The organism is Prevotella micans F0438, from assembly GCF_000243035.1.
In the GTDB taxonomy this organism is placed as follows: Bacteria; Bacteroidota; Bacteroidia; order Bacteroidales; family Bacteroidaceae; genus Prevotella; species Prevotella micans.
The window spans coordinates 290,161-306,511 of record NZ_JH594522.1; the positions used below are offsets into that span (position 1 = coordinate 290,161).

10 protein-coding genes and 4 tRNA genes are annotated in these 16,351 nt (G+C 47.0%); 4 read left to right on the top strand and 10 right to left on the bottom strand.

Going from position 1 to position 16,351, the window contains the following annotated elements; translation table 11 throughout:
* Window positions 1-530: 530 nt before the first annotated feature.
* From HMPREF9140_RS05740 to pncB, 6 genes are all read right to left on the bottom strand, one after another.
* Window positions 531-2,489, bottom strand: a complete 1,959-nt coding sequence (locus HMPREF9140_RS05740; RefSeq protein ID WP_006952505.1) for a hypothetical protein — start codon at window positions 2,487-2,489, stop codon at window positions 531-533.
* Between the two features lie 245 nt (window positions 2,490-2,734).
* Window positions 2,735-4,042 carry a phosphopyruvate hydratase gene (gene eno, locus HMPREF9140_RS05745; RefSeq protein ID WP_006952506.1) on the bottom strand — a complete coding sequence of 436 codons (1,308 nt, stop codon included), beginning with the start codon at window positions 4,040-4,042 and terminating at the stop codon, window positions 2,735-2,737.
* Window positions 4,043-4,241: 199 nt separating this feature from the next.
* Window positions 4,242-5,171, bottom strand: a complete 930-nt coding sequence (locus HMPREF9140_RS05750; protein ID WP_006952507.1) for a hydrogen peroxide-inducible genes activator — start codon at window positions 5,169-5,171, stop codon at window positions 4,242-4,244.
* Between the two features lie 409 nt (window positions 5,172-5,580).
* Window positions 5,581-6,783, bottom strand: coding sequence for a class I SAM-dependent methyltransferase (locus HMPREF9140_RS05755; protein WP_006952509.1), 1,203 nt, complete (start codon window positions 6,781-6,783; stop codon window positions 5,581-5,583).
* 6 nt (window positions 6,784-6,789) lie between these two features.
* Window positions 6,790-7,473, bottom strand: coding sequence for a M15 family metallopeptidase (locus HMPREF9140_RS05760; RefSeq protein ID WP_006952510.1), 684 nt, complete (start codon window positions 7,471-7,473; stop codon window positions 6,790-6,792).
* Window positions 7,473-8,699 (bottom strand): nicotinate phosphoribosyltransferase, encoded by a 1,227-nt coding sequence (pncB, locus tag HMPREF9140_RS05765; protein ID WP_006952511.1) that lies wholly within the window; start codon window positions 8,697-8,699, stop codon window positions 7,473-7,475. The genes HMPREF9140_RS05760 and pncB overlap by 1 nt, the downstream gene beginning before the upstream one ends.
* A gap of 59 nt (window positions 8,700-8,758) precedes the next feature.
* Between pncB and HMPREF9140_RS05770 the strand changes: the two genes are divergently transcribed.
* Window positions 8,759-8,831, top strand: a tRNA-Thr gene (locus tag HMPREF9140_RS05770).
* A gap of 70 nt (window positions 8,832-8,901) precedes the next feature.
* Window positions 8,902-8,972 (top strand) — tRNA-Gly (locus HMPREF9140_RS05775).
* 168 nt (window positions 8,973-9,140) lie between these two features.
* On the opposite strand, the gene HMPREF9140_RS05780 is transcribed toward HMPREF9140_RS05775, so the two are convergent.
* The 4 genes from HMPREF9140_RS05780 to HMPREF9140_RS05800 form a co-directional block, all read right to left on the bottom strand.
* A tRNA-Lys gene (locus HMPREF9140_RS05780) sits at window positions 9,141-9,213 on the bottom strand.
* A gap of 39 nt (window positions 9,214-9,252) precedes the next feature.
* Window positions 9,253-9,325: transfer RNA gene (locus HMPREF9140_RS05785), tRNA-Lys, on the bottom strand.
* A 422-nt stretch (window positions 9,326-9,747) separates the two neighbouring features.
* A complete protein-coding gene (locus HMPREF9140_RS05795; RefSeq protein ID WP_006952513.1) occupies window positions 9,748-12,207 on the bottom strand; it encodes a glycoside hydrolase family 2 TIM barrel-domain containing protein in 2,460 nt (819 codons plus the stop codon).
* An 11-nt stretch (window positions 12,208-12,218) separates the two neighbouring features.
* The gene (locus tag HMPREF9140_RS05800) at window positions 12,219-12,902 is read right to left on the bottom strand and encodes a hypothetical protein (RefSeq protein WP_006952514.1); all 684 of its coding nucleotides are present in this window, start codon (window positions 12,900-12,902) and stop codon (window positions 12,219-12,221) included.
* A gap of 243 nt (window positions 12,903-13,145) precedes the next feature.
* Between HMPREF9140_RS05800 and HMPREF9140_RS05805 the strand changes: the two genes are divergently transcribed.
* Both HMPREF9140_RS05805 and HMPREF9140_RS05810 read left to right on the top strand, forming a co-directional pair.
* Window positions 13,146-15,536, top strand: coding sequence for a DNA translocase FtsK (locus HMPREF9140_RS05805; protein WP_006952515.1), 2,391 nt, complete (start codon window positions 13,146-13,148; stop codon window positions 15,534-15,536).
* Between the two features lie 182 nt (window positions 15,537-15,718).
* The gene (locus HMPREF9140_RS05810) at window positions 15,719-16,330 is read left to right on the top strand and encodes a LolA-like putative outer membrane lipoprotein chaperone (RefSeq protein ID WP_018572272.1); all 612 of its coding nucleotides are present in this window, start codon (window positions 15,719-15,721) and stop codon (window positions 16,328-16,330) included.
* Window positions 16,331-16,351 lie beyond the last annotated feature (21 nt).

The following is a 16,351-nucleotide window of genomic DNA, read 5'->3' on the forward strand; positions in this document are numbered from 1 at the left end:
AAAAATCGATATTACCACTCGGCGGGAACGTTTTGTAAGCTGCAGAAGGAAAAAAACCGGCGGTGGGAAGACTTTGTAACATTACAAAATCGATATTACCATCGGCGGGAACGTTTTGTAAGCTGCAGAAAGGAAAAAACCGGCGGTGGGAAGACTTTGTAACATTACAAAATCGATATTACCATCGGCGGGAACGTTTTGTAAGCTGCAGAAAGGAAAAAACCAACGGTGGGAAGGCTTTGTAACATTGCAAAATCGATAAAACCTTCAACACCTCTCCCATTTGCACTTGTGGAAGGCAACCTACCTGTGATCTGTCGCCCCCCCCTCCTCACCCGGGGCTTGCCGGCCGACCGTTATCTTAAACCAGACTCATGTATTTCTACTCCGTAGGCGGCACTCCAGAACAAGATATAGAATAAAAACTCCCGGCGACATTTATATGTCGCCGGGAGAAATTAAGAAAATCAAAAGAATCAGGGATGTGAGGTCGGGGGAGAGTCCGCTTCACTACCTGAGTATTTCATTGTTTATCGAACAATCTCCTTTACAGATCTGCCGTCAGAGTATTTAACGATATTCACACCACGTTGTGGAGCATTGATTCTGCGACCGTCAACAGTGTATCGAGCCACTTCCTTGACTTCGGCTGCGTTATTGTTAACCTCTTCGATTCCGGTCGGGTCGAGTGTCACAGCGGCTTTACCGGCGTTGACAACTTTGCCTTTAGAGTCGAGAAGAATTACTACAACATTGAGTTTGTTGAGCTTTAGCACCTCCTTAACCGATTTCTTTGTCGGCATCTTCAAGGTGTACTCTTGAGTTACGGCAACATCTTTCTGCATGTTGAACGATGTAGCTTGGTTAATTCCTGCTGTATTATAAGAACTTGAAACTGCTACGTCGTCGAACACCGGTGAGCAATAGCTTTTACCGTATTTTCCACCCTTGCAGAAATCCTTCATGTCTTCCGGTGCTTGGGCTGGACTGAATTGTGCATAGTTATTACCCTGCTTCCATTTGGAGTTATACAAACTATCGGCAACCAAGACATAAGCTAAACTGTATTTTCCGGAAGTAAGCGGGTCGAGGTTTACTTTTACTTTCACTTCTGTGTTGTTGTTTGTCAGTTCGCCTTTCACCTCAACTCCAACAGCCGGTGGAGCGATAAGGAGTCTCTTTATATCGTTCAGAATCGTTTTCTTGTCAGAACCGTAGTAAGGGTCACATTTTACATCACGGTTTAATTGGCATTGAGGCGCACCATCAAAGCCCAGGCGAGCGTAGGCCGACATGCTCATCGGGTCGTCCGAATTGTAATTGTGCAAAGCTATACCCGCGAAGTTGTCCGGATAGGCTTCGTTCGCATTCTTCATTCCAACTATTCCGCGCGGACACCATGGGCAACCGGTTCCGGTAAATTCTTCCATAACAATCACACGTTTGAACAATTTATCAACAGTTGTCAAATTGCCTTTGCAGCTAGATGAGTTTGCCTGGTTTGGAACCCCATTCACTTTAGTGATAGTGATAGTCTTCTCTTTTGTTCCTGATTGTGCGTCGGCATCAAGAGTAACTTCTACGGTTGTAACTCCACCGAAAACTTTAAATGGAGTTGCGAGGTTTACATGCTTTTCAGCGCTAGCAACGCCGTCAGTTGTTACGGTGTAATCGAAGTTGGATATTCCTTCGGTACCACAGTTGGTTACGTTAAGTTCGAAAGTTGTTGTTTTGCCTAGACCAGCATAAGCCGTTGAGAAGTCTAGCGGAACTATAGCATTCTGATGGAAAGTGCCTTCAACCAGAACTTGTGCAGCCAATACTCCTAGGCCTTGGCCATACAAATCTTCCCACTGCTGGCCTGGAGCTCCTAGCAACAAAGCTTCTTTAACATCGGGAGTCGAGCCTAGAACTATAGGGTATTTTGCGGTTTCTGAAGAGGCGCTGGGTACCGTGAAGATTAGTCCAACATAAGCCCCTTCAGTACCTACATTGTAAGCGTTGTCCAAAAGAATATCGTTAACCTTCCCTGCATATCCGTTAGTTTCGTCGCCAGAAGCCAATGTAGAAAGGTCAAGAGCTTTGTAGTATTCTGCTTTGGTAACATCTCCGGGCAGAGTCTTCGAAATCCAAATCTTCAAGTCTTTTATTACTGATTTGTCGCGAAGATAGAAACGAATCGCTTTAATCTTATTGCCTATTGCAACCTCATTACCCGGTTTGATGTGGAAGGCCTGATTGAATGTTCCTGCCTTTTGTGTTCCAACTGCAATACGTTTCATGTCGGTGGTGAAATAGCCCCACCATTTTTGATTTGCGGCCGGGTCGATTTTTGCAACTGGTGCTTTTATTGCTACCGGTGCATCGTCAGCTCCCTCGAACTTAGGACTAATCTCCCAGGTTTGTGCCTGCGCAGAGAAAGCAAAAGAGGATAGGAGCATCGCAGCTATCGCCGCGAACTTTCTTGTAGTAAAACTCTTGTTGTTCATAATAAATTGATTTGTTTGTTGATGCCTCTCGAAAATATTTGTTTCGGCTCTCCCACCGAACCCAGAATGCTTTCGTGAAGCGATTGTTTATCATTGTGGTAGCAAAGTTAAGGAAAATTGATTTTAACGAAACAAGCTTCATTGGCTTTTTTGCGCATTGTTGAGATGATGCTGTTTTGTAAAAATAAAGGAGAGCGACTCTCACGAGTAACTCTCCTTGATTATGACATTTTTAAAATTGTATCCTATTTCAGTTTGGCATAGCCATATTTTGCAACTCCTCCCAGCTCTTCTTCTATGCGGATGAGCTGGTTGTATTTGGCCATACGGTCGGTGCGACTCATTGAACCGGTTTTGATTTGGCCGGAATTGGTTGCAACTGCTATATCTGCAATCGTTGTGTCTTCGGTTTCACCCGAACGATGAGATGTAACCGTAGTGTAACCATGACGATGAGCCATCTCGATAGCCTCGAGGGTTTCAGTTAGCGAGCCGATTTGGTTCACTTTGATGAGGATGGAGTTTGCAACGCCCATCTTGATACCTTTTTCGAGGAATTTCACATTGGTCACGAAGAGGTCATCACCAACAAGCTGACAGCGGTCACCGATGCGAGCGGTGAGTTTAGCCCAGTTTTCCCAGTCATTTTCGTCGAGACCATCTTCAATGGAGTCGATTGGGTATTTCGTTATGAGGTGCTCAAGATATTCAATTTGCTCGTCGGCAGTGAGTTTCTTTCCATTGGGATCTTTAGGCATTCCGCTTTTGAGCTGGCGATAGTCGTAGAACCAGTTACCGTTTTCGCACACTGCAAATTCACTGGCGGCACAGTCCATGGCTATTTTAACGTCTTTACCGGGTTCGTAGCCAGCATCTTTGATTGAAGCGATAATGGTGTCGAGAGCATCTTCGATTCCATCGAAGTTTGGGGCGAATCCGCCTTCGTCGCCTACAGCTGTAGACAAGCCACGCTTTTTGAGGTTCTTGGCTAGAGCATGGAATACTTCGGCCCCCATACGGATGGCTTCGCGTTCGCAGCATGCGCCAACAGGGCGAATCATGAACTCTTGGAAGGCGATTGGGGCATCGGAATGTGCGCCACCATTGATGATGTTCATCATTGGAACGGGAAGAACATAGGTGTTGGCCCCGCCAATGTAGCGATAAAGCGGCATGCCAAGCGCTTTGGCTGCTGTTTGAGCAACTGCCAGCGATACGCCTAGGATGGCGTTAGCACCTAGATTACTCTTCGTAGGAGTACCATCAATTTCGAGCATTCTATAATCTATTGCGCGTTGCTCACAAACGCAAAAGCCTTTAATGGCGGGTGCGATAATTTCGTTCACGTTTCTAACGGCTTTGAGAACCCCTTTTCCGAGGAAGCGGTCCTTGTCGCCATCACGAAGTTCGAGAGCTTCGTTCTCACCTGTCGATGCGCCTGATGGAACGCTTGCGCGGCCCTTTACGCCGTTGTCCAGTGTAATTTCTACTTCAACCGTGGGGTTGCCACGCGAATCGAGAATCTCGCGGGCATGTACTTTTTCAATCTTCATGTTGTTTATGATTTAAAAAATAAATGATTTTGTTTTTATCCTTACTTATAAGCTCCCTAGACAACTAGGGGATACAACCTTTATTCATGCGCCAAAATTATAAAAAAGTTATCGAACAGGGCAAGTATCTGTGCAGAATAACCTGCTATCGGGGGCAAATAACCATCTTATCACAATGCATAGCTTACAAAACGACAATCTAGAACACTGCCTGTTGTTTCTTTCCTAGGCTTATCATCTCCTTTGGAACAGATGCTTGAATGCGTTCTGTGATAAGATTGAGTAGCGTATTCCGAACGAAGTTCTTAGCCGTGAGCAAAACAACCTGGCGCGAAGGAATCGGGAAAGCGAATGGCTTAACCAATCGGCGTTGCTCGTCGGTGAGCTGCAACATGGACAGCTCGGGAATGAAGGTGACGCCTTTACCGCCTTCGACTATGCGCATGAATGTTTCGATGCTGCCCAAATTGTAGGCTTCCTTACTGCGTTTGGCCGATTTGAGCTGGCAGAATTTCACGAGTTGGTCGCGGAAACAATGTCCCTCATCGAGAAGCCATAGGAATTCGCCGTTCAAATCGACTGTGCGGATGGCTTTGTTGTTGAAAAGCGCGTCGTTTTCGGCAACATAAACAAAGAACTTTTCATAGAAGAGGTGCCTGCTTTCGAATTCTTCCAGTCCGTCGATTTGTGCCAATATGCCGGCATCAATGTCTCCCCGGGCGATGGCTAGTTTCATCTCATCGGTTTTAAGTTCGGAGATTCGAATGTCGAGTTTCGGGAATTCGTCCATGAGTTGCGGGAAGAATCTTGGTATAAGATAAGGTGCAATGGTCGGCAAAACGCCCATCCTGAATGAGCCTTCTAGGGAATGTTTATATTCTTCGACCATTTCACTTAGTTCCTTTGCGTCGGCGAGCACTTTCTCGGCCTGGTCGATTATGATTTTCCCTAGTGGAGTAGGTAAGATGGGCTGCCTACTACGGTCGAAAATCTTCACGTTCAGTTCTGATTCCAATTTCTGAATCATAGCGCTCAGCGTGGGCTGTGTAACATGGCACGAATCGGCCGCCTTAGCAAAATGCTGACAACGATAAACGGCCATCACATATTCTAATTGTTGTAGAGTCATGATTGATTGTACTTTATTGTTTTCAACGCGCAAAGTTAACGTGAACTAGAAATATGCCCGCATGTAATGTTCGATTTGCTTTATCCCAAATTGGTTATTAGAAAATCAAAGGGAATTGTAGTCTTTAAGACCTAATGAACAATCTGGGGGTTAACAAAGCGAGTATAATACCATTGTATAAGAGTGTAGTACACCTTTAGCGAAGGGTGTAGTACACCTTCAGTGAAGAGTGTAGTACACCCCTGGCGAAGAGTATTCATTTGTAACTCTTTGCTTGCAAAATATCTAATGACCAATTGGAGTTTATGTGGTTCGAATCAGGGAGAAATAAAAATCTGCTCGTCAGCCACGGATGGAACCATGCACAAGGGAAAGATATTCATCCCCACACAGAGAGGGAGAAGTCGAACTATGGTTCTTTTCTGTTGAACTTCGTGCAAAGGAGGAGGAGATGAGTTCCAAGAGCGTCGGTGGTAGCAAATATATAATGTGCGCCGCCGTCGGAGAGCTTTAGTTTTCTGCATAGTTCGACAGCAGTTTGTGGGAAGTTTCTCACGGCTATGTTTGCCGAGGCGATACCGCGGAGATTGTTACGGAGGTCTTTCTTGCCGAACGATGAGATTGATTGAATTATGAAATGTCGACCTGGGAAGTTGGGCAGCGAGGTGGACGACACGAACAGATGAGAGTTCGGCGCAATTGCTTCGAGGGGCATTTCGTGGGTGAGCTGGGCATAGCCTCCTGCTTTCATTATCGATGCGTTAGGTTCGTAAAGGTGCATGCCGGCCTGTAGAGGATGGGCAATTATGCGTTGTTTAAGTTGACTTGGTGTGTAGGCGAATTGTGTGGAGTTGTTGATGCAGACTATTCGCGTCGGAGCCGGCGAGGCCGACATGACAAGCAGAAGTTCCTTGCATTCGTTGTTGCGCGAAAGGATGTGCACTTCGTTCACATGGGTGTTCTCATCGGTTAGTTCTTCGAGGGCACGATGCCAGTCAAGCATGGGCGAAAGCTTGATTATGGTTGCATGGGATTTATCGATAAGTTGCGTTTTCAAGTCGAGCAGATTAGGTGTGCAGTCGGTTATCAATATGGTTTTTTGACCTTCCGAACTCCGGCGTGCCGGGTCGATGTATATTATCCCGACTGGAGGCATGGTGCGAAGATAATGTTCGGCTTTATCGTTTATAATTATCGCATTGGAGAGCTTCAGGAGTTCAAAATTCGTTCGGGCTATCGTGCAGAGATATTCTTGCTGCTCCACATACACTGCCTCGGCAAAATGTGGAGCCATGAAAGAGAAATCGACGCCGAATCCGCCAGTGAGGTCGACCATAGTCTTGAACTCGTTTGGCATGAGTCGGCATGCCAGTCGGGCTTTATACAACGCGGTGAACTCCGACGAACATTGCTCTAGGGAAAGATGCTGCGGATAGATTATGTTGGAAACGCCAGCCCATGTGGGCAGCTTTGTTCTGGCCTTTTGCCACCCGGCAATCTGATTGAGCGCGAAAGGCAGGTCGATGTCTGCAAACTTATGAGCTTGCAGGGCCAACTGCTGAACATTGTCGTTTTTATGCTGCGAAATGAACTGCCGGAGTTTCTCTTCCATCCCATTCTATTTAATCACCCGCAGATTGGCTTTCGCCCATGCACGTGTGCATAGGTTGAAGTGCCACCACTCGGTTCGGATGGGCATGAATCCGGCTGCTTGCATCACTTCGCGAAGTAGTAGGCGATTGGCTATTACGGCAGGTGTAAGGATAGTTTCTTCGCGGTCGATGTGACTTCGAGAGCCCATGTGGTCTACTTTCGTTCCCATCGGGATGGTATCAATCCTGCATGGTGCCGAGCCGGGGCGCCATAGGGCTTCGCTCCACGATGCTTTGCATAGGCTTATGTCAAGAGCCATTCCGTAGTTGTGCATTCCGCCACCTCGGGCCGGATTGGATACATAAAAATAGTGCGGGGTGTTTTTCACGACATCCCACATTGTTTGCTGGATGCTCATGGGGCGGGTGGCATCGAATATGCAAAGACTAAGGTCTGGTCGACGACGTTTCAATTCGGCTTGAGCTTTCTTGAGGGCTTTGGCACAGCGTGGAAGCATGTATGCATCGTGGAGGTCGGCGTATAGCGTTCGTCCACAGAAGTTGTCGCTTCTGGCATACATCAGGGCTACTTTTATACTTGGGTCTACGCTCTTTATGTTGACCAGTCCCTGACTTTCCATTTGCTTGTTTTGCGCCTGTAGCGAAGAACCAAGGAAGAGGACGGTGAGGAGGAGTAAAGTTGTTTTCATTATCCGATTTGTTTTAGAAGATATGCGCATTTCTCGGGATTACCGAGAGTCTTCCCGCTGTCGCACGATAGCTTTACGCAATCGTGCCACTCACGTTTTTCGGTTATTCGCATTCTGGTGAGTTTGATAACTATATTCATTGGTTGGCAGTTCTCGACGTCGCATGTGAGGAAGGTTCCCATTCCGTAGCTGTCATTCATTCTGCCTGCAACATATTTATGAATCTCTATCGCTCGGTCGATGTTAAGTCCGTTACTGTAGACAACCTGTTTAGTTGCAGGGTCGATTCCCAGACTTTGATATTTGGCTATGATTTTCTCTGTTTGGTCTTCCTCATTACCGCTGTCAACGCGTAACCCGGAGAACATCATCGCCATTCGTTTCGACAGGTTACTAAAAAACACCTTGTCGCCAAAACAATCGTATAGATATATTCCGTTATCGCCGTCGTAAACATCGCTGAACTTACGCATAACATTGAAATTGCATTCGAAAATTCCGCTGACGTTCTCCTCGAACTCAATCAGCTGATGACTCATTGTGCCGATAGCTATGAGATTATGTTTCATGGCAAAATAAACATTGCTCGTACCAGTGAATCGACCTGTCCAGGGACGAAACGCTCCCGATTCGTCCTCGCATCCCCCTTGCTCACTCACCTGTTTCATAGTTTCGATAACCATATTCTGGTGTTCGAACGACAACCGTCGGCGCGTTCCCATATCTCCCAGGACGATTCCGTTTTGCAATATACGACGCGTTTTCTCAGCAGCACGTTCGCGTTCACGTTCGGAATTATAACCAGCGATGTCGCCATTCAACATGTGCATCAACTCTGAGATGATACTCAAAATGGGCATCTCCCACATTATGGTTGAATACCATTTGCCGCGTATCTTAATGTCTAAATGCCCTTCCTCATCTTGCGACACCGACACCTCGCCCGGATTGAACCGATAACCGCGCAGAAAGGTGAAATACCATTCTGGCAAATAATACATACGCCGATGCATAAAAGCTATTTCTTCCTCGCTAATCGTCACACGCAGCATGTAGTTCAGTTGCTCAACAAGCAACTCGTCGAACCCCGGAGGATAAACCGTACGATTCCTGTCGAAGAAAGTATATTCCACTTCCGCACGAGGATAAGTTTGCAACACGTAGTACTGACAACTGAATGTGTAGGCATCGTTATCAGTTAAATGCTTTATAATCTGCTGATGCATAAAATTTGTATGTTTGTTTTGGTCTGTCTTCCCTTTGTCTTTACCTTTGCACGCACATCGCCGATATGGCTCAGTTGGTAGAGCAACGCATTCGTAATGCGTAGGTCCCCGGTTCGAGTCCGGGTATCGGCTCACCCCATAACAATGCTGTTAATATCGACCCTTTTTCTTTCACACATACTGTTGATATTGCAGAGTCTTCGCGGAATTAGCACATCGGTAGTGCACGGGCTTCCCAAGCCTGGGAGGCGGGTTCGACTCCCGTATTCCGCTCTTTTTAACCACAGTTCGATTCCCATTAGTTATATTCAGAAAGTGAAAAAATCTCTGACCCTATATTAAAGAAAGAAGCGCCGAATGATTACTCAAACGTGCTTCCTAACTCTAACATTTAATTATATAAAATGAAATCGAACTTTGATTATGCTAAGACAACATTTGTACACCCTTAGGGATTCGAACCCTAGACCCACTGATTAAGAGTCAGTTGCTCTACCAACTGAGCTAAGGGTGCTTGCTTAGACAAAGTTATGTGTATATGGGGATTTTTTAGTACACCCTTAGGGACTCGAACCCTAGACCCACTGATTAAGAGTCAGTTGCTCTACCAACTGAGCTAAGGGTGCTCATTTCTTCGTTTTGGCGAATGCAAAGATATTGAATTTAGGATTTTTACCAAAGTCTTTTCATCTCGTTTTTATTTTGTGGAAAGCAAAACGGTCATCGGGTTGCTCTCTCTTGAACTTGGGGAGTTAAAAACGGTCATCGGGAAAGTGTCCTGGGATTTCAGGGAGCAAAAAACGGTCATCGGGTTGCTCTCCCTTGAACTTGGGGAGTTAAAAACGGTCATCGGGAAAGCGTCCTGGGAATTCAGGGAACAAAAAACGGTCATCGGGAAAGCGTCCTGGGAATTCGGGGGGCAAAAACGGTCACCGAATTGCGTTGTCATCTTATAAATTATTAGAATACGATATACGTAAATGAAATTGCCCTTTGGGATGGTGAGTTATACGCATCTCAAAGGGCAATTTTCATGTAAGATTTGTTGCTAGAGGTTTATTTGGGTATCGGCGAGGCCAATGGAACGGGCGCGGAGAGTTATCGGATTGGGAGATTTAGATTTCAGAACAACGAGACAGCGACCGAAAAAGGCTTTACGATGATTGGCCTTGAAACGCTCGGTTGAGAACTGAGAACCGTTGTCAACACCGATTATCTCGGCATTGTCGGACGAGAAAACTATATCGTTTTCGGCGGTCGTACACAGGTTGCCTTCTTTATCGACCACCTCGGCATTAACGAAATAGGTGTCCTTGCCGATATAGTCGGTGGTGAGACGAATAGCGTAGGGCTGACCGGATGTTCGTATAATCTGTCGGCCGGTTTCTTTGCCATTCGTTCGGGCTACAACCATCACTTCACCGGGTTCATATTGCACGCGCCATGAGACATGATAGGTGTGCGAGTCGGGTTTACGACGAATGCCCTGACTTTTTCCGTTGACAAAGAGTTCAACCTCATCGGCCCGACTGTAATAGCACCACATGTCGATAGTTTGTCCCGGCAGCCAATCCCAATGCGGAAAGAGATGCAGCACGGGTTTGTTGGTCCATTCGCTTTGATACATATAATAGGCATCCTTTGGGAAACCGGCCAAGTCGATTATTCCAAAATAGCTGCTTCGTGCGGGGAAGCCATAAGGAGTTGGTTCGCCGATATAATCCCAGCCTGTCCAGATAAACTGCCCGGAGCAATATGGTTTATGCTTTACAACATCCCAGGTTGCCTCATGGGTCGAGCTCCATGGGGCATGCGAGTTGTCGTAAGCCGAACACATCATTGTCGGGTCGGTGTAAGGTCGGTCCCACCGTTCTGGCATAACGAAGATACTATCCGACGGCATCCTATAAAATCCGCGCGTCTGCAAAGCCGATACGCTTTCGGTCATGATGAACGGTTTACCGGGGAAGTTTTTCGGGACATCGTTTATCATTTCGTGATGATAGTTGAATCCTATCAGGTTGAGCGCACCTGATTTGAAGAGGTGGTTGTTGGGCGATGGCTCATTGCATCCCGCGGTTATGGGGCGCGATGTGTCGAGGCGGCGAATGATGTCGACCAGATGAATTGTGAGTAGCGAATTGGGCGATAGCTCAGAACCGTGGGCGAGTTTCGAAGCATCCTGCCCGGCATTCAATATAAGATTAGCCTGCTCGAGAGTCAGCGCGTCGGTGTCGGCCGACGACCATTGCTCGAGCACTTCGTTTCCGATGCTCCATATCATTATGCTGGGATGATTGCGGTCGCGCAGAACCATGTCGGTTAGGTCGCGTTCATGCCATTCGTCGAAAAAGCGGGCATAATCGTTCTTAGTTTTCTTACGACGCCACATGTCGAACGATTCGTCCATGACAATGAACCCCATCGTGTCGCAGAGATTCAGAAGTTCGGGCGCGGGCGGATTGTGCGAACAGCGGATGGCATTGACACCCATTTCCTTGAGCTTGAAGAGTTGACGATGTAGTGCATCTTCGTTTAGTGCGGCACCAAGGCATCCCAGGTCGTGATGGTTACAAACGCCGTTGATTTTCATATTCCGGCCATTAAGCCAGAAACCGCTACTGGCGTCGAAACGGAACTCGCGAAAGGCTGTGATTGTAGTTTCTTCATCGACAACCTTTCCATTGAGAATTATCTCTGTTTTGAGTTTATAAACGTTCGGAGTAGACACCGACCAAAGCATCGGCCGTCGCACCATGAGAGTTTGGCTAACCGACCTACTTTCCTGGCGGGCTACGATTCGACCGTTCTTATCGAGCAGCGTATTACGAATCATCGGTTGTCTGCCTTCACTGTTTTTCAGTACAACGTTCACGGGCACCTGCCAGTTGTCGCCTTTTATTTTCTTAGGCATCACGAAAACGCCCCATGTGTCGATGTGTAGCAGACTGGTTTCAACAAGCCACACGTGTCTGTAAATTCCGCATCCCGAATACCAGCGCGAGTTCGGTTGGTCGGAGTTGTCAACCTTCACGGCTATTACGTTTTCGCCGCCCCATATAATAAAAGGTGTCAAATCGTATTCGAAAGAGATGTAACCATAGGGGCGCGTACCGAGCTTGTGGCCGTTTATCCATACTGTTGAGTTCATATATACTCCGTCGAATCGTATGGCCATGTGTTTTTGTTCGGGCGACGCGCTCTCTACGCGGAAGCTCTTGCGATACCATCCCACTCCGCCAGGTAATGCCCCTCCGCCTGCTCCGCTTGGATTACCGGCCGAGAAATCGCCCTCGATGGCCCAGTCGTGCGGCAGGTCAAGCAGTCGCCATGATGAATCGTCGAAAGTTTTGTCGGACATACGTTTGTCGTCGGCCAACATAAATCGCCAACCTGAATCGAAGTTAGTTACTTTGCGAGCCGACATGGAAATAGGAAGAATGGTAATGAAAAGAAAAATGCTCGCCCACCCTATTCGGTGATTGCAGAGCCTTGAGAAAGTGTTCATATTGTTGTTAATTATGAATCTGTAGACATCGACAAACGAAGCAGTACAACCGGAAGTGGCATGAGAATGAGGTTCACGATGCTAAGAAAAGAGTTGAGCGTGTTTATATCATCCATCGTAAGACCGCCAATTTCCGTGTAGGCATAGAAATAGGCAAACGAACAGAGCATCATAAACAGCGGGACAATGAAAAGCGACAAACCGTAGAGTCTTATCCGTCCACCATAGCGCAACGCGAGTGCAATTCCGAGAAACAGTTTCACCAAGAGCATTGCATAATGATTATAAGTATAGAACCTGGTTTGGAAAAAACTCCACGCAGTTTCATGCAAACCATTTTCATCTATCGTTGTACCGTTGGGCAAGCAATGAATAATCATCCCGAGCGCCATCAGAACCATCAGAACTACAGCGGCAAGATGAACGAAATATTGATTCTCGCGATACAAGCAACGCCTGAAAATCTCTAGCATCAGCAGTTCGCCGCATCCGGTGAGCAATTGTTCAACAATGAGCATTATACGTTCGTTTTGCGCGGAAGCAAATACTTGCACGAGCGATTCAGCCGACTCGGCCGGCCGACCGAGCCAGTTATCCACAAATCCTAAAATAACCACCAGTAAATAAATTCCGAAAGCCCAATTCAACGTTTCGTTTTGGGCTGAGCTAACCTGAAATCTTTTTAACCTATCCATGAATGTTTGTTTTATGAGCCTCACTGCTCTTTTTTCATGGCAGCAAATATAGCCAAACTTTTCTGCGACTACAAGAACGCCCAATTACGTTAGGCGATGGAGCTTTCACCGACAGTAATTGTCGAATTTATAATGCAAGTAATTTAATATTTCTCTTAATACATCAGCCTACACCTGACAAGGGAGGGGGACAATTAATTGTGAACATCTCGTTACTTTTGCATCAAAATATTTAGATTCAGAATGGCAAAGAAAAAAACTGAACGCAAGGCTAAAACATTTAGCGAAGCGATCGGATTCAATAATATACTTAACGACAAAACAGGTTTCATTTTAGGACTTATATTGTTCCTTGTAGCAATCTTTCTACTCATAGCCTTCATTAGTTATTTCAGCACAGGGCAGGCCGACCAAAGCCTGGTCACCGAACTGCGTCCGGGCGAAGTTGAAAACACGGCACACGAATTTCATAACTATTGCGGCTCGGTAGGAGCCATTCTTTCCTATTTTCTCATTGCGAAATGTTTCGGTATTCCGGCCTTTTTAATCCCGTTGTTCATCATTGTTTGCGGATTGAAAATGATGCGGGCCTACGAGAAGGTCGACCTTTGGAAATGGTTCTTCGGAACGGCTCTAACAATGATTTGGAGTTCTATTATGTTCGCAAAGTTCCTCGCGCCGTTCATGGGCGACAAGGTGTTCAATCCCGGCGGCGGACACGGAGCATTCTGCGTTCAGTATATGGAAAACATCGTAGGCGAACCGGGATTGGTAGCCTTGCTTGTTATTACCATGCTGGCTTTCCTAACCTATGCCACATCAGAAACAATAACCTTCATTCGCAAGCTGCTCAACCCGGTAGACTATCTAAAAAGCAAGGTAAAATTCACCGTTTCGGAGCAGGGCGACCCCACCGCTCAATCTACAAACATTCCGGAACAGCAGGAAGTGGAATTCATTGCCGACAATATTCCCGAACCTGCTCGAAAGAAAGAATCTGCCACGAAAAACAAGCACGAGGATGAAATATCCATGAGTGTCGACATCGCTAAGGCGGCCGAACAAGCCGACAGTAAGACCGTGGCAAGCGAAAATATTCCATCGACACCCATCAACCCACGCGAACCGTTCACGATGTGGAAATTCCCCACGCTGAATCTACTTAAGGAATATGACTCCGACTCGCAAATAAACTACGTCGACAAGGAGGAACTCGAAGCCAATAAAAACAGAATCATAAAGGTGCTGAACGATTTCGGCGTACAAATTAAGAGTATCCGCGCAACCGTTGGGCCAACAATAACTCTATACGAAATAACCCCGGCACAAGGTGTGCGAATATCGAAGATTAAGAATCTTGAAGACGACATAGCCCTCAGTTTGGCTGCAATCGGAATTCGAATCATTGCCCCCATGCCGGGAAAGGGAACTATCGGAATAGAAGTGCCCAATGCCAAACCGTCTATCGTATCGATGTTTTCTATTCTCAACTCGCGCAAGTTCCAGGAATCGACCATGGAACTGCCCATCGCGCTCGGAAAAACTATCACGAACGACGTGTTCATGGTTGACCTCGCGAAAATTCCACACCTGCTCGTTGCCGGAGCCACCGGACAGGGTAAATCAGTAGGACTGAACGCCATCATTACATCGCTGCTCTACAAGAAGCACCCCAATGAAATGAAAATCGTCCTTGTCGACCCCAAAAAAGTTGAATTCAGCATCTACGCCCCAATAGCAAAACCATTCATGGCTGCCGTCGACGAGAACGTGGACGAACCCATAATAACCGACGTACAAAAGGTTGTGAAAACCCTCAAAGGACTATGCGTGCTCATGGACGAACGGTATGACATGCTCAAGACAGCCGGAGCCCGAAACCTGAAAGAATACAACCAGAAATACCTCAGTCACCAGCTTAACCCCGAGGAAGGACACGAATATATGCCCTATCTCGTCGTGATAATCGACGAGTTCGGCGACCTCATCCTCACCGCCGGAAAAGAAATCGAAATGCCTATAACACGAATCGCACAGCTGGCACGAGCCGTGGGCATACACATGATTATCGCCACCCAGCGACCCACAACGACCATAATCACCGGTAACATCAAAGCCAACTTCCCAGGCAGAATAGCATTCCGAGTGGGGGCCATGATGGACTCACGAATAATTCTCGACCGCCCCGGAGCACAACAACTAGTTGGTCGAGGCGACATGTTATATCTCAACGGCGGAGAACCCACCCGCGTACAATGCGCCTTCGTAGACACACCCGAAGTTGAAAACATAAGCGACTTTATAGCCGCACAGCCCGGCCCAGTGACACCACTCGAGATTCCCGAACCTCTATCCGAAGATAATGGCATAGGCGGCGGAGGAGGATTAGATAACCAAACAATCGACCCGCTCTTCGATGAAGCCGCTCGCGCAATCGTCCAAAGTCAACAAGGTTCAACAAGCATGATTCAGCGCCGATTCTCAATCGGCTACAACCGTGCCGGACGATTGATGGACCAGCTCGAAAAAGCCGGCGTCGTTGGCTCGGCACAAGGTTCCAAACCACGCGAAGTTCTCATCATAGACGAAAACAGTCTGGACTCGCTCATTGAAAGATTGAAAAGTAAGGGATAACGCTCCAACTCTGTATCCTACACCAGCGGGCGAGGGTAACTCAAAACAACAAGATTGCTCGCATCAGCGGGTGTGAGCAACTCAAAATTACCATGCCAATTCGGCCGACAGGCCGCATGTAGGGACAGACCCCGTGTCTGTCCGCCCCCTCGGAAAAGTAATCATAACATCAACACATAAAAATGAAAACAACAAAACTCATCATCATCGTGATGGCCTTGCTGCTCGGTGGCAAAGCCATCGCACAAAACGCGAAAAAAGCACGACAAATACTCGACAAAACCGCGGCCGTAATAGGAAATAAAGGTGGAGCTACGGCCAACTTCACCATATCCGGCGGAAAATATGGACGAGTTCCGGGAACCATATCCATCAAAGGACAAAAATTCACAGCCTCAACATCGGCAGTGAAAGTGTGGTTCGACGGACGGACACAGTGGACCTATATGAAATCTACCAACGAAGTAAACATCTCCACACCCAACGAAGCACAGCGCATGGCCATGAATCCCTACGGATTCGTAACCATGTATAAGTCGGGCTACAACCTATCGATGAAACCCTCCGGCAAAAACACCGTCGTCCACATGAAAGCCACTACGGCTGGACGGAGCGTTCGCGAAATGTTCATAACCATCAACCGCAACTATCAGCCCGTGGCAATAAAAATGCTGCAAAACACATCGTGGGTGAGCATATCCGTGTCGAACTTCCGCGCAAAAAACCTGCCCGACGCAATGTTTCGTTTCAACCGAAAAGATTTTCCGCGGACAGAGGTAATCGACCTGCGATGAAGTCTGTTTAACTTTGCCAAC

Coding starts and splice junctions, on each gene's coding strand:
- HMPREF9140_RS05805 (WP_006952515.1), top strand. CDS start 13,146: ATGGCAAAGAAAAAAACTGAACGCAAGGCTAAAACATTTAGCGAAGCG.
- HMPREF9140_RS05795 (WP_006952513.1), bottom strand. CDS start 12,207: ATGAACACTTTCTCAAGGCTCTGCAATCACCGAATAGGGTGGGCGAGC.
- HMPREF9140_RS05750 (WP_006952507.1), bottom strand. CDS start 5,171: ATGACTCTACAACAATTAGAATATGTGATGGCCGTTTATCGTTGTCAG.
- HMPREF9140_RS05800 (WP_006952514.1), bottom strand. CDS start 12,902: ATGGATAGGTTAAAAAGATTTCAGGTTAGCTCAGCCCAAAACGAAACG.
- HMPREF9140_RS05760 (WP_006952510.1), bottom strand. CDS start 7,473: ATGAAAACAACTTTACTCCTCCTCACCGTCCTCTTCCTTGGTTCTTCG.
- HMPREF9140_RS05740 (WP_006952505.1), bottom strand. CDS start 2,489: ATGAACAACAAGAGTTTTACTACAAGAAAGTTCGCGGCGATAGCTGCG.
- HMPREF9140_RS05755 (WP_006952509.1), bottom strand. CDS start 6,783: ATGGAAGAGAAACTCCGGCAGTTCATTTCGCAGCATAAAAACGACAAT.
- pncB (WP_006952511.1), bottom strand. CDS start 8,699: ATGCATCAGCAGATTATAAAGCATTTAACTGATAACGATGCCTACACA.
- HMPREF9140_RS05810 (WP_018572272.1), top strand. CDS start 15,719: ATGAAAACAACAAAACTCATCATCATCGTGATGGCCTTGCTGCTCGGT.
- eno (WP_006952506.1), bottom strand. CDS start 4,042: ATGAAGATTGAAAAAGTACATGCCCGCGAGATTCTCGATTCGCGTGGC.